Origin of the sequence: Rhizobium sp. PDO1-076, from assembly GCF_000247475.1 — a bacterium.
Taxonomy (GTDB): Bacteria; Pseudomonadota; Alphaproteobacteria; order Rhizobiales; family Rhizobiaceae; genus Allorhizobium.
Map to the genome: position 1 here is coordinate 1 of NZ_AHZC01000020.1, position 14,152 is coordinate 14,152.

Annotated in this window: 13 protein-coding genes; 5 read left to right on the forward strand and 8 right to left on the reverse strand. The window is 59.8% G+C overall.

The features are described from left to right. Together PDO_RS01750 and PDO_RS01755 are read left to right on the forward strand one after the other, a co-directional pair. A partial coding sequence (locus PDO_RS01750; RefSeq protein WP_007597049.1) for a cyclic pyranopterin monophosphate synthase MoaC occupies nt 1–251 on the forward strand: 251 nt, incomplete at its 5' end. Beyond that, a complete protein-coding gene (locus tag PDO_RS01755) occupies nt 252–1,493 on the forward strand; it encodes a molybdopterin molybdotransferase MoeA (RefSeq protein WP_007597051.1) in 1,242 nt (413 codons plus the stop codon). It abuts the gene before it with no gap. Here PDO_RS01755 and PDO_RS01760 read toward each other — a convergent pair. From PDO_RS01760 to tpiA, 5 genes are all read right to left on the reverse strand, one after another. After that, nucleotides 1,483–2,076 (reverse strand): class I SAM-dependent methyltransferase, encoded by a 594-nt coding sequence (locus tag PDO_RS01760; protein ID WP_007597054.1) that lies wholly within the window; start codon nt 2,074–2,076, stop codon nt 1,483–1,485. The two genes, PDO_RS01755 and PDO_RS01760, sit on opposite strands and share 11 nt — an antisense overlap. Next, nucleotides 2,069–2,689, reverse strand: coding sequence for a hypothetical protein (locus PDO_RS01765; protein WP_141649786.1), 621 nt, complete (start codon nt 2,687–2,689; stop codon nt 2,069–2,071). Before PDO_RS01765 ends, PDO_RS01760 begins: the two co-directional genes overlap by 8 nt. Then, a complete protein-coding gene (locus PDO_RS01770) occupies nt 2,625–4,262 on the reverse strand; it encodes a CTP synthase (protein ID WP_081593120.1) in 1,638 nt (545 codons plus the stop codon). The genes PDO_RS01765 and PDO_RS01770 overlap by 65 nt, the downstream gene beginning before the upstream one ends. A gap of 133 nt (nt 4,263–4,395) precedes the next feature. Beyond that, entirely contained in the window at nt 4,396–4,785 is a 390-nt protein-coding gene (gene secG / locus PDO_RS01775) for a preprotein translocase subunit SecG (RefSeq protein ID WP_007597057.1), read from the reverse strand. Between the two features lie 104 nt (nt 4,786–4,889). Continuing rightward, complete coding sequence (gene tpiA / locus PDO_RS01780; RefSeq protein WP_007597058.1) at nt 4,890–5,660, reverse strand: triose-phosphate isomerase; 771 nt, start codon at nt 5,658–5,660, stop codon at nt 4,890–4,892. A gap of 259 nt (nt 5,661–5,919) precedes the next feature. Here tpiA and PDO_RS01785 point away from each other — a divergent pair, with 259 nt between their 5' ends. After that, nucleotides 5,920–7,092: a GGDEF domain-containing protein gene (locus PDO_RS01785; protein WP_007597059.1), complete on the forward strand. Its 1,173-nt coding sequence runs from the start codon at nt 5,920–5,922 to the stop codon at nt 7,090–7,092. A 15-nt stretch (nt 7,093–7,107) separates the two neighbouring features. On the opposite strand, the gene PDO_RS01790 is transcribed toward PDO_RS01785, so the two are convergent. Then, nucleotides 7,108–7,983, reverse strand: coding sequence for an alpha/beta hydrolase (locus PDO_RS01790; protein ID WP_458574632.1), 876 nt, complete (start codon nt 7,981–7,983; stop codon nt 7,108–7,110). Between the two features lie 225 nt (nt 7,984–8,208). Between PDO_RS01790 and parE the strand changes: the two genes are divergently transcribed. Both parE and PDO_RS01800 read left to right on the forward strand, forming a co-directional pair. Beyond that, on the forward strand, nt 8,209–10,287 hold the full coding sequence (parE, locus tag PDO_RS01795; protein ID WP_037072321.1) for a DNA topoisomerase IV subunit B: 2,079 nt from the start codon (nt 8,209–8,211) through the stop codon (nt 10,285–10,287). Between the two features lie 221 nt (nt 10,288–10,508). Continuing rightward, nucleotides 10,509–11,714 carry an AI-2E family transporter gene (locus PDO_RS01800; RefSeq protein ID WP_007597066.1) on the forward strand — a complete coding sequence of 402 codons (1,206 nt, stop codon included), beginning with the start codon at nt 10,509–10,511 and terminating at the stop codon, nt 11,712–11,714. Between the two features lie 72 nt (nt 11,715–11,786). Here the strand turns inward: PDO_RS01800 and PDO_RS01805 are convergent, their stop codons facing one another. Then, on the reverse strand, nt 11,787–13,514 hold the full coding sequence (locus PDO_RS01805; protein ID WP_007597068.1) for an ABC transporter ATP-binding protein: 1,728 nt from the start codon (nt 13,512–13,514) through the stop codon (nt 11,787–11,789). 202 nt (nt 13,515–13,716) lie between these two features. Next, a partial coding sequence (locus tag PDO_RS01810) for a GNAT family N-acetyltransferase (protein ID WP_007597070.1) occupies nt 13,717–14,152 on the reverse strand: 436 nt, incomplete at its 5' end.

Here is a 14,152-nt window from a genome sequence, read left to right on the forward strand (position 1 = left end):
TGATGCTGTCGAAGATCACGCTCGACATCAGCGAAGTGCCAGAACTTCCGGGCCTCAGGGTCGTGGCAACCGTCAAGCTGACCGGCAAGACCGGGGTCGAGATGGAAGCGCTTACGGCGGTTTCCGTCGCCTGCCTGACGATCTACGACATGGCCAAGGCCGTCGACAAGACCATGGAGATCGGCAGCATTCGCGTGCTGGAGAAGACGGGCGGCAAATCAGGACCATTCCGCCATCCGGAGGCCGAGTGAATGTCACTTCTTCCGGTCGAGCAGGCACAGTCTCGTCTGCTGCAGACGGCCAGGCCGATCATCGACATCGAGCATCTCTCTCTGCATGACTGTGACGGTCGGGTGCTTGCCGACAATATGGAAGCGCGGCTGACACAACCTCCCTTCGACGCCTCGGCCATGGATGGCTATGCGCTCAAGGCTGCGAATGCAGCAGAACCCGGCGCTGTTTTACGCGTTGTCGGCGAATCCGCCGCCGGCCATGGCTTTGGCGGCGTGGTTGGTGAAGGCGAAGCCGTGCGGATCTTTACCGGCGCACCCGTGCCGGCGGGCGCGGATGCCGTTCTCCTGCAGGAAGATGCCGAAAATCTGGATGGCAAGCGGATCCGGACCACGTTTCCGGTGACGCTCGGACGCCATATCCGGCCGTACGGCCAGGACTTCAGGCAAGGCGACATTGCTCTGAACGCAGGGACCGTCGTTGATTTCACCCGCATCACCCTGGCTGCCGCAATGAACCACGCGTCACTGCCTGTCTACCGACGGCCGCGCGTGGCAATCATCGCAACGGGAGACGAACTCGTCTCTCCGGGCGGCCAACCCGGTCCAAGCCAGATCATCGGCTCGAACACCTTTGGCATTGCCGCACTTGCCCGCGCAATTGGAGCCGACGTCATTGATCTTGGCATCGTCCCGGATGATCGCATCATGATCACCAATGCCATTGCGCAGGCACAGACGGCGAAGGCCGATGTCGTGGTGACGCTGGGCGGTGCATCGGTCGGCGATCACGATCTCGTCCAGTCAACCTTACTGGCAGCCGGCATGACGCTCGATTTCTGGAAGATCGCGATGCGGCCGGGAAAGCCGCTAATGGTCGGCAGCCTGGGTTCAACGCATGTGCTGGGACTCCCCGGCAATCCGGTATCGAGCATGGTCTGCGGTCTGCTGTTCCTCGAACCACTTCTTGCCAAGCTCGGCCATCGACCTTCGCCCGACCGCATGACGACGGCCCGTCTCGGCGCGCCGCTCGCGGCGAACGACCGGAGACAGGACTATCTGCGCGCAAGGCTGAGCCGAAACGCAGCAGGAGAGCTACAAGTCGAAAGTTTCGGCAAACAGGATTCGTCGATGATGAATATCTTCGCCCAGTCCGACTGCCTGATCGTCCGGCCGCCGCATGCGCCCGAAATGGGGATCGGCGCGCTGTGCCCGATCCTGATGCTTCGGCCGTTTATCGGCCAAGGCCCCATTAGCGCCTGACAGCCGTCACATGCAGCCAGGTGGTCTTTTCACGATCGTACCCACCCCCAATACCCTGACTGATCTCCAAACTGCTCCAAGGCACTGTGTGGTAGATTGCTTCAAGCACGGCGACTGACGGATAGTTGTAATAGCGCCCAAACCGGTCGCGTCCCTCTCCTTCGCCGCCCTTGTAGCTTGCATAGAAACAACCCTGCGACTTCAGGGCTGTATAAATCCGGGCAATTACATCCGCCAGTTCTTGCATGGGTATATGCAAGAGACAGGCATTGGCCCAGATGGCGTCGAATTCAGCGAGGGCCGCCAAGTCTCCGGCAGGCAGGACTGAAACCGTGCGACCCAGATGGCGAGAGGCCTGGGCTGCCATCTCCGGGGACGCATCCGTGGCCACGACGTCGAAGCCGTGCGCGAGCATGGTCGCGCTGTCCCGCCCGTAACCGCAGCCGAGTTCCAGAACCCGCGCACCCGGCGGAAGATTTGAAAGAAACGTCTCAAGGCGCGGATTCTGGTGATCCTTTGACCATTGGCCGTAAGCCTCGGCTTCACGGGCATAGAATTCCAGTGTCTCGCGATCCTCAGGCACCGACCTGGCTATCCTCGGATACGGCCTTCTCATCGAAACCCAGTTGTCGCTTGATCAATTGCTGAATATCGTCCTCGATGGCTTGGCGTTCCTCATCTGACATTGCCGCCAAGTCCTCCTCCGTCAATCCATGGCTCTCAAGATAATCCTCGCGGATCCTTTCGGCAGCCGACTTCTCGCTGAGTTCTCGAAACTCCGCAGCCAGATCCTCCTTGCCCGCGGCAGCCTTTTCTGCGTCCTTCGAATAATAAACATCGGTCTGGAGCAGCCAGAGATTGCTCGAAAGCCCCTTGGCTGAGGTATCGGCCTCAACGCCAACCGACGGCGATGTCGTCACTAACGGCGCACGGATCTGGGCGTTCGCATCGCCAGAGTTGTTTTTCGACTGGATGCTGTAGCTGCTGGAATAGATCGAGCTTTCACCGATTCGCATGGCAATCTCCTTGAATATGGTCAGAGATTGCGTCGGGTAACTTGTGCGGAGCTTGGACCGAGCAACAAAAAACCCGGCACAAAGGCCGGGTTTGTCGAATTCTGTCGGTTGCGCCTCAGACGAGGCGGCTCTGGTCGACCGCCGCACCAATGAAGCTTGCAAACAGCGGATGCGGGTCAAGCGGCCGCGACTTCAGTTCCGGGTGGTACTGAACGCCGATGAACCACGGGTGATCCGGATATTCCACCGTTTCCGGCAGCAGTCCGTCCGGCGACATTCCGGAGAAGACCAGGCCGCAGTCCTCCAGCCGGTCCTTGTAGTCAACGTTGACTTCGTAGCGGTGGCGGTGACGCTCCGAGATGTCGGTCGAGCCATAGATTTCGGCAATCTTGGTGCCCTTCTTCAGGGCCGCCTTGTAAGCGCCGAGACGCATGGTGCCGCCGAGATCGCCGGAGGAGGCACGCTTCTCGAGCTGGTTGCCCTTCATCCATTCGGTCATCAGGCCAACGACCGGCTCGTCGGTCTTGCCGAACTCGGTCGACGAGGCTTTTTCGATGCCCGCCAGATGACGCGCTGCCTCGACGACCGCCATCTGCATGCCGAAGCAGATACCGAAATACGGGACCTTGCGTTCACGGGCAAACTGGGCCGCCAGGATCTTGCCTTCGGAGCCGCGCTCACCAAAGCCACCGGGCACGAGAATGCCGTTGACCTTTTCGAGCCACGGCGCCGGATCTTCCTTTTCGAAGATTTCCGACTCGATCCATTCGAGCTTTACCTTCACCCGGTTGGAGATACCGCCGTGGTGTAGCGCTTCGATCAGCGACTTGTAGGCGTCCTTCAGGCCGGTGTATTTGCCGACGATGGCAATGGTAACCTCGCCTTCCGGTGTGCGGATGCGGTTGCAGACGTCTTCCCACGGATCAAGACGCGGCTTGGGGGCCGGCTCGATGCCGAAGGCGGCCAGAACTTCGTTGTCGAGGCCTTCCTTGTGATAGGCGATCGGCACGTCGTAGATATTGGCAACGTCGAGCGCCTGGATGACGGCGGACTGGCGAACGTTGCAGAACAGCGACAGCTTGCGGCGTTCGGCTTCGGGAATTTCGCGATCAGCACGCACCAGAAGGATGTCGGGATGGATGCCGAGTGCCTGCAGTTCCTTGACGGAATGCTGGGTCGGCTTGGTCTTCAATTCGCCCGCTGCGGGGATAAACGGCATCAGCGTCAGGTGAACGTAAACGGCGGTGCCGCGCGGCAGGTCGTTGCCGAGTTGGCGGATCGCTTCCATGAACGGCATGGCTTCGATGTCGCCGACCGTGCCGCCGATCTCGCAGATGACGAAATCATACTCGTCATTGCCTTCGATGACGAAGTCCTTGATCTCGTTGGTGACGTGGGGAATGACCTGCACGGTCGCACCGAGATAGTCACCACGACGTTCCTTGTCGATGATGTTCTTGTAGATCCGGCCGGTGGTGATGTTATCGGTCTTGGTGGCCGAACGACCGGTAAACCGCTCATAGTGGCCAAGGTCGAGGTCGGTTTCGGCACCGTCGTCGGTGACGAAGACTTCGCCATGCTGAGTCGGGCTCATGGTGCCCGGATCAACGTTGAGATAAGGGTCCAGCTTGCGCAGCCGCACGCGGTAACCACGTGCCTGCAACAATGCCCCGAGAGCCGCGGCCGCAATTCCTTTACCAAGAGAGGAAACCACGCCGCCAGTGATGAATACATATCGCGCCATGGGCTTCACCGGATACCGTTTCAGATTCGATTCCGCCAGCCTTTTATGACTCTGTCCCATATATTTTTATGAGATCGCGGAATTCAGACAAAATAAAACCGGCGGACCCGAGAGCCCGCCGGAGCGATTGTATGCGTTCCGATCAGTTATTCGGAACGGCGTTTGGATCAACTGGCGCAGGTGCCGGAGCAGCCGGTGTCGTTGCCGGTGCCTGGGTTGCAGGCGCAGCACCCGGAAGCTGGTCAAGCACGCTGCCGCCCTGGGTCGTGCCATTGCCCGTCGGGATCCGGTCGAGAATGTCAGTCGGCTTTGCCTCGTAGCGGGCAAGAATGCCAAGCGCCAGCGAGATAACAAAGAACAGGGTCGCCAGGATCGCGGTGGTGCGGGTCAGCGCATTGGCTGTGCCGCGCGCGGACATGAAGCCCGAGCCGCCGCCGATGCCGAGACCACCGCCTTCAGAACGCTGAATCAAGACGACGCCGATCAATGCGACGACGACCATGAGGTAGATAACAAGCAATACGGTCTGCATGGAATGTCCATCCTGCCCGAAAAGGCAAAATCAATAAGGTTGGCGGCTCTTTACATGAGAGATGCAGGCAAAGAAAGCCCCTTGCCCGCTTTTCCGGCCGCGTTTCAGGCGGTCAGCTCTTCATAGACCCGGTATATGGCGAGGAAGTCGCTCGCCTTCAAGCTCGCGCCGCCAATCAGCGCACCATCGACATTGGCGACGCCCATCAGTTCCTTGGCATTCGACGGCTTGACCGAACCGCCATAGAGCAAGCGCATGATCTTGCCCTCGGCACCAAAGCGCTTGACCAGTTCGGCGCGCAAGAAGGCATGCGCTTCGGCAACGTCCGCAGTCGTCGGGGTTACGCCCGTGCCGATCGCCCAAACGGGCTCATAGGCAACAACCGTACGGTCCGCCTTTGCGCCATCGGGAACCGAGGCCGCCAACTGGCGCTTGAGAATGTCGAGTGTCTGACCGGCCTTGCGCTCATTGGCGGTCTCGCCGATGCAGATGACCGCCGTCAGGTCTGCTGCATAGGCCGCTTCCGCCTTGGCGCGCACGAGATGATCGGTTTCGGCATGATCCGTGCGACGCTCGGAGTGACCGACGATCACGTGGGTGCCGAAGCAATCGGCAATCATCTCGGCGGCGATGTCGCCGGTATGGGCGCCAGAGGCATTCTGATGGCAATCCTGGGCGCCGATCTGCAGGGGGCTATCCGTGCACAGCGCGGTCGCCACGTAAAGCAGGGTGGCCGGCGGGCAGATCAGCGTCTCGACCTTTTGCGACAGCGGACCTTCAACGCCTTGCGCAATCGCCTTGATCTGGTCGAGCGAATCCCTCGTTCCGTTCATTTTCCAATTGCCTGCGACCAGTGGTCGAACATCTGGCGTCATATCTTTACCCACCTCTATTCCTCAATGCCGAACTAGCAAATCACCGGCACAAAAGAAAGGTTGGGCTTCGCCATTGGCCCGATTTTCAGGCTATATGGTGAAAATGTGAACCACAAATGCAAGATTTGTCGGCAAGCATTTTCGAATATATCCATCGAGCTTGTTGTGCTTCCGGATGTTCTCATATTGGTCAACTTTTAACTTACGTTCAGAATTGTACGGTAACGGTAGAGGCTCATCGCCGACGCGGAGAGCCAAAATGCGTGACGCTATGCTCCAGCAGGTGGAACGGCAGCTGACGTCTGGGTTTCGCTTGTTGCGCTTTTACCCCGCAATTGAGGCGGCATATCTCAAGGAATTTACCGCCTCCCGGGTGCGGATCGTGCACGTCTGGGCTATCGTCGGCACGCTGATCTACAACATGGTCTGGGTCGGTGACGCAACCATGGTTCCTGACATGTTGCCGGAACTCATGTTCGTGCGCTTTGCCGTCTTCACGCCATTTGCCGTGTTGGCAACGCTGGCAATTCGCAGATGGCCGTCGCCACGAAATTACGACATTCTGTCGCTGTGCGTCGTCGTGCTGGGTGCATTGCTGCCGATGGCCGTTGCGGTGTTCACCACAAGCCCATATCTTTTCATCTACCAGAACGCCAATGTGCTGGTGTTTCTCTTTCTCGTCATTGGCCTGCGCCCGCGCTTCCCCGCCACATTGCTGGGTCTGGCCCTGCTCGTCTGCATACAATTGACCACGACGAAGCTGAACGGCTCCCTTGACGCGGTCACCTATGAGGCACTGATTTCATTTTATGGGACTGTCGCGATTTTCCTCGCACTCGGCGCCTACTTCCAGGAGCACTCGGAGCGGCTGAATTTCGTCAATCAGTTGCGCGGCACCCTGCTTCATCAACAGGTGGAAAGACAGTCGGAACAAGACGAGCTAACCGGGCTGCTGAACCGCCACTCCCTTGCCCGGGTCGCGGCCAAGATGTGGACAAAACCGGGCAGCGACACCTCCGTGTTTGCAATCATGCTCGACATCGACAGCTTCAAGCTGTTCAACGATGTGCATGGCCATATCGAGGGCGACACCTGTATTCGTGCCGTCAGTCGATGCATAGCAGATGTCGTGGGTGACCAGGGCATCACCTTCCGTTTCGGCGGAGAGGAAATTCTCGTCCTGTTGCCCAACATCCAATCGACCGAGGCGCTGGCACTGGCCGAGACGATCAGAAATGCGATCGAAGCAGAGAAAATACCACATCGTGGAACCACGGGCGTGGTCACTGCCAGTCTCGGTGTCGCAGGTGGCCTGACCCGCAACGTTTCGCTTGAAGACCTTCTGAAACAGGCCGATGCCGCACTCTATGAGGCCAAGCACCGCGGCCGCAACCGGGTTGCCTGGATGGATGCCGAATTGCGAAGCGCCTGAGGGCCGCTAATGCCCCTATCGAAGCAGCCATGACAGGATTGTGCGCCAGTCGCTCATGCGCACCGGCGTGCCATGCGCGCCGGTCTCGAACAGGGTAAACCGCGTCGGGTAACCCGATTTATGCAGACGGTCGTACAGCGCGACCTGATCGGCTGCGGCATAGACGCTGTCGCGGCTGCCATGGGTGAACCAGATCGGCAGCTTGCGCTTGGCCGCAACGCTCTTGCCGAATTCGGGATCCGTCGCACCGCCGAGGATCGCCATGCCGGACAGTTGCGACACGGCCTTCGCATCGCGGGCAATGCCCCAGCAGATGAAACTGCCCATCGAGGCGCAGGCAAGAACGACCGGGCGGCCACCGGACGATACGGAGGCGTGGTCGATCAATGCGGCCACGGCAGACACGCCGTTTTTGTCGAAACTGCGGATCGACGGCGCATAATATGTCCCGCCATTGGCGGCGGCGAGGTTTTTCAGCCGGTTGAAATTGCCGCCAAACGTTATGTCGTTGACACCGAGCCGGCGGTCGCCGCCCCGTCCGTGGATGAAAATCACGGTAAAGCCCTGACCGGTATCCTTGCCGACACGGGCGACATCCAGCGGTCCGCTCGCCAGTTCAAGCGTCTGATTTTCTTGTGCACGACGGACGGCCAGCGAAACGTAGCGATCCCTGACGCGGCGTTCGGGAATGCTGTCGCGACCGTTGATGTCACGTAGCTCTTGGTAGTCAACAATGGTAAAATCGCCAGCATCCCGGCTTTCCAGCACCGTCTGGCTTGAAAACAGGTCATCCTTGAATGGTTTCAGCGGTTCGGCGGCGGATACCGATGACAACAGAAACGGAAAGAGAACGCACGAAATCACCGCAGTGCGGAAATGAGCTGTGGACATCTGCATCGAAGAGGAGCTTCCCTTTGGCTCGCGCCTTGCCATCGGCAAGTCAGGCACGCAAAGCTTGACCGATTTCACCACGTACCGGCTGCCAAGCCCTTCGCGTATGCCCCGCTTTTCTGGCACATTCCCGGTGATTCGCAAGAGCGATCGGGCCAGCAGATGCGGCAGTTCGAAGCGAGCAGGCTGATCCGGCACAGCAAAGACAAAGTATCGAACGACGCCATGGACGACAACGATCTCTTTTCCGCCCTGCCCACGGCGCAGAAGGTTGAGGCCGATCCGGCCCCTGCCCCAGTTGCCGCAGCAAAACCACGCCCGGCGACCGTGCCATCTGCTGTCACCACGCCAGCCGCACCGCAACCGGCCAGCGGTGGCGACGACTATGGTGCCTCGTCAATCCGTGTTCTCGAAGGACTTGAGCCGGTGCGCATGCGTCCCGGCATGTATATCGGCGGCACGGACGAAAAAGCGCTGCATCACCTGTTTGCCGAAGTCATCGACAACTCGATGGACGAAGCGGTCGCAGGGCACGCCAATTTCATCGATGTCCATCTGGATGTCGAAGGCTTCCTGACTGTCACCGACAATGGTCGCGGCATACCGGTCGAACTGCATCCGCAGGTTCCGGGCAAGTCGACGCTCGAAGTGATCATGACCAAGCTGCATGCCGGCGGAAAATTCGACGGCAAGGCCTATGAGACCTCCGGCGGTCTGCATGGTGTCGGCGTTTCCGTCGTCAACGCGCTGTCGGATCTGCTCGAAGTCGAGGTCGCGCGCAATCGCAAGCTCTACCGCCAGCGCTTTTCCCGCGGCGTGCCGATCGGCGGGCTCGAGGAACTGGGCGAAGTCCACAATCGGCGCGGCACGCGCGTGCGCTTCCATCCCGATCCGCAGATTTTCGGCGACCATGCGAAATTCGATCCGGGCCGGATCTTCCGCATGGCCCGCTCCAAGGCCTATCTGTTCGGCGGCGTCGAAATCCGCTGGTCCTGCGATCCGGGCATGGTGGCGGAAGGCGGCGACATTCCGGAAAAGGCAGTCTTCCACTTCCCCGGTGGCTTGAAGGATTATCTGGCGGCAACGCTCGGCAAGGAATTCACCGTCACGCGCGAGATCTTTTCCGGCAAGACGGAAAAGACCGGCGGCCATGGCGCGATGGAATGGGCGGTTACCTGGTATGGTGGCGACCCGGCCCTGCATTCCTATTGCAACACGATCCCGACGCCAGAGGGTGGCACGCATGAGGCCGGCCTGCGCATCGCGCTGACCAAGGGCCTGAAGAACTACGCCGAACTGACGCAGAACAAGCGGGCCCGCGAGATCACCACCGATGACGTGATGATCTCGGCCGTCGGCATGCTGTCGGTGTTCATCCGCGAGCCGGAATTCGTCGGCCAGACGAAGGACAAGTTGGCGACCGTCGAGGCTCAGCGTCTTGTCGAAAACGTACTGCGCGACCCGTTCGACCACTATCTCGCCGACAATCCCAATGAGGCTGCCAAGCTGCTCGACTGGGTGATCGAGCGCTGTGAGGAGCGTCTGCGTCGGCGCAAGGAAAAGGAAGTCAACCGCAAGACCGCCGTGCGCAAGCTGCGCCTGCCGGGCAAGCTGGCCGACTGTGCGCAGAATACCGCCGAAGGCGCCGAACTGTTCATCGTCGAAGGCGATTCGGCCGGTGGCTCGGCCAAGCAGGCGCGCAACCGTTCCAACCAGGCGATCCTGCCGCTGCGCGGCAAGATCCTCAATGTCGGCTCGGCCAGCCGTGAAAAGCTGATGGCCAACCAGCAGATCGCCGACCTGATTCAGGCGCTGGGCTGCGGGACGCGAACGAAATACCGCGAGGAAGATCTGCGCTACGAGCGCATTGTCGTGATGACCGATGCCGACGTCGACGGCGCACATATCGCCTCGCTGCTGATCACGTTCTTCTATCAGGAAATGCCGGAACTGATCCGTGGCAACCACCTCTATCTGGCTGTCCCGCCGCTCTATGTCATCCGCCAGGGTGCCAAGACGGCCTATGCGCGCGACGATGCGCATCGGGCCGAACTAATGGAGACGGTGTTCAAGGGCAAGAAGGTTGAGATCGGGCGCTTCAAAGGCCTCGGCGAAATGATGCCGGCGCAGCTGAAAGAAACCACCATGGATCCGGCCAAGCGCACCCTGCTGAAGGTCGAGATCGACGATGTGGATTTCGAAGGCACGCGAGACGCTGTTGATGCGCTGATGGGAACCAAGCCGGAAGCCCGTTTCAGGTTCATCCAGGATCGTGCCGCGTTTGCGGAGAATCTGGATATCTGACGATCAAGCCTCCTTGCGAGCGCCCTTGGCCAGCCGAGCGGGCATAGTCCCGCGTCTGGCCGTTTTTCGTATGCGGTGACACAGCTGCGACATTATCGAACACTATGGTGGATTTGCGCTGGTGCACGATGCACACTAAGTGAGAGCAACCATGGTCGGGCTTGCATGGCATTGCCCCAATCGCCCATAGTGTGAGACTGAAACAACCGGAAAGTGTGAACGTGCGTAAAAAAGAGGATCGCAAGCTGCAGGATGCGCCACGCTGGCTTGGACCCGTGGCCCCAAGCAGAACGGCACTCGTTACGCCGATTTCGGCCGCGCGCTGGCTTCTTGTGCTAATTGCGATCGCGGCCATCTATTTCTTCCACGGCTTCATCGTGCCGGTTCTGGCCTCACTGGTCATCGCCTTTGCCAGTTGGCCGGTCTATCGGAAGATTCTCAATCGCGTCGGCGGCAATACAACGATCGGCGCAACGATCGCGATCATTCTCATCCTTGCTTTCCTGATCGTGCCGATCGGCATTGCCGCCACCTATGCTGTTGGCGAATTGCGCGACTGGATCGGCTGGGCGCTTGAGGTCAACAAGCACGGTGCTCCGCCGCCGGATTGGATCCTGGCATTGCCGGGTGTCGGCGAATGGCTGGCCGACCAATGGGTACATCGTGTTGGCTCGCCCGGTGCGATCGGCGAACTGGTCCAGATCGTCAGCGGCGCCAATATCGGCAATATCTACCGGGCCGTGATTGCGCTCGGCGATGGCGCCTTCCATCTGCTGCTCACCATGCTGTTCATGCTGATCGCGCTGTTCTTCGTCTTCCGCGATGGGGCCTCCTTCACGCGCCAGCTGGACCTGCTCGGCGAGCGCATCCTGCCGGCACGGTGGGAGCGCATCTCGCGCGTCGTGCCTGCGACGATCAGCTCGACCGTCACCGGCATGACGCTGATCGCGATCGGCGAAGGCATCGTGCTCGGCATTGCCTACTGGCTCGCCGGCGTGCCCTCGCCTGTGACCCTTGGCGTGCTCACCGGTGTCATGGCCCTGATCCCCGGCGGAGCGCCGCTATCCTTCACGCTGGTCAGCGTCTACTTGATGGCAAGCGGATCGCTGTTCGCCGGCATTGCTCTCTTCGTCTGGGGGACGGTCGAACTCTTCATCGTCGACAAGACTGTCCGGCCGAAACTGGTCGGCGGCCCGATCAAGCTGCCCTTCCTTCCGACATTCTTCGGTCTGATCGGCGGCGTGAAGACGATGGGATTTCTTGGCCTGTTCATCGGCCCGGTGCTGATGGCACTGATCGTCTCGATCTGGCGCGAATGGATGCGGGAAGTCGAGCTTTCGGACATACCGGATCCGATGGCGCTTGAGCCGCAGCCGATGCCAAAGACACCGGACGTGATCGTGACGAAGCAGACCACAGCGGTCTGACCCGGCTCAATCGATCCAGCGAACGACCTTCAATGACGCCCGCAGGGCTTTGGCGCCAGCGGCAACATTGCCTTATTCAGCCGCTTCGGCACCGAACTGCGCATGGTAAAGACGCGCGTAAGCGCCGGGTTGACGCAGAAGCTCGTCATGCGTCCCGGTTTCAGCAATTCCGCTCTGATCGACCACAACGATACGCGCTGCGTCGCGGATCGTGGCCAAGCGGTGGGCAATCACCAGCGTGGTGCGGCCTTCGGACAGTTCCGACAGCGATTGCTGGATCGCGCGTTCCGTCTCCGTGTCGAGCGCCGATGTGGCTTCGTCGAGAATCAGGATCGGCGGGTTCTTGAGGAACATGCGGGCAATGGCGAGACGCTGCTTCTGGCCACCGGACAGCTTGACGCCGCGCTCGCCAATCACCGTATCCAGACCATCCGGCATGGCGGCGATCACGCCATCCAGTCTTGCCCGACGGGCCGCTTCCAGAATGTCGAAATCGGAGGCGTCCAGCCGGCCATAGGCGATGTTTTCACGCACGGTGCCGCCGAACAGGAAGACATCCTGCTGGACGATGCCGATCTGGCCACGCAGGGAGGCCAGAGAGAGCTTGCGGATGTCGATACCGTCCACGGTGATCGCACCGCCGGAAACCTCGTAGAAGCGCGGCAGAAGTGAACAGAGCGTGGTCTTTCCGGCTCCCGACGGACCGACGAAAGCGACAGTTTCTCCGGCGCGGATCGCAAGATCAATGTCATGAAGCACGGACTTGTCGGCAGAATAGCCGAAAGAAACCTTGTTGAAGGCAATATCGCCCTTCAGCGCCGGTGCCTCGATTGCGTCCGGCGCATCCTCGATATCCGGCTCGGTTTCCATCAGTTCCGTGAACCTGCGAAAGCCGGCAATACCCTTGGGATAGGTCTCGATCACCGAATTGATCTTTTCGACCGGGCGGAAGAAGACGCCAACCAGCAACAGGAAGCTGACGAAGCCGCCATTGGTCAGTTCGCCCCGGAGTACCAGATAAGCGCCGACGATCATCACGATCATCTGGATCAGCCGCATGCTCATGTAGGACATCGAAGTGCTGGCCGCCATGATCCGATAGGCTTCGAGCTTGGTGGTGCGATAGTTCTGGTTGTCACGCTCGAACAGGGCGCGCTCATGCGCCTCGTTGGCGAAGGCCTGAACGACACGGATGCCGCCGACATTCTCCTCGATACGGGCGTTGAAATCACCGACACGGCCGAACAGCGAGCGGAAATTGTCGGTCATGCGGCTGCCGAATCGGCTGGTAACGAATGCGGTCAACGGCACGACGACGGCGGTCAGCAAAGCCAGTTGCACGTTGATCGACAACATCAGCGCAAACGCCCCGAGGAATGTCATGACAGCGATGAACAGATCTTCCGGCCCGTGATGGGCGACCTCGCCGATCTCCTCCAGGTCCTTGGTCAGGCGCCCGACCAGATGACCGGTCTTCTGGTTGTCGAAATAGCGGAATGAGAGCTTCTGAATATGGCTGAAGGCGAGCCGGCGCATGTCGGTCTCGATATTGATGCCGAGCATATGGCCCCAATAGGTGACGACCGCCATCAGGCCGGTATTGATCACGTAGATCGCTAGCAGGCCGATCGACGCCGCCAGAATGACACCCCATTGCGCACTGGGCAGCAGGATATCGACGAACAGCTTCACCGCCATCGGGAAACCAAGCTCCAGCAGGCCGGAGATGATCGCGCAACCGAAGTCAATCAGGAACAGGCCCCGATACGGGCGGTAAAAGGCGAAGAATTTCTGGAGCATGGTCGTCCACTGCAAGGATAAAGACATAAGGGACCGCACGCGGCCAAAACCTGCGCGCTGATCTCATATTTTCATGACATGGCCAAGTCCGCTTGCATGCAAACACCGGGATTTTACCGAGACCGGACTTTAAGGCGCCAGATTTGCACCAGAATAGCAGTAATCCCCCCCCTTCCGCACCCGGCCGATGGGTCGGTCGTATTCAGAGCCGCTTTTCCATGAACAGGCTGAGCGGGTCCTGTTGGTAGTCGTCAAAGGGTGCAATATCCACATAACCAAGGCTGCGATAAAGCGCGATCGCTTCCGGTTGATGAATTCCGGTTTCCAGCCGAATCGCCGAAAGGTTCGCATATCGTGCCGATTGCTCGACTGCCTGCATCAAACACTTGCCGAGCGATAGACCACGCGCCTGCGGCGAAACAAACAGCCGTTTGATCTCACCTGTGCCATCGCGCTTGCGAACCAAGGCGCAGCATCCTGCAATTTCACTGTCCCTGCGCGCGACGAAGAAAGATATTTCCGGTTTGTCGAGACTATCGAGATCGGGCGCATGGTTGCTGTCTGCAGGATAGAGCGTCGCCATGTAAGCATCGGACAATTCCAACAACCGGACAATGCCCGGCTGGCGAACAGGCTCA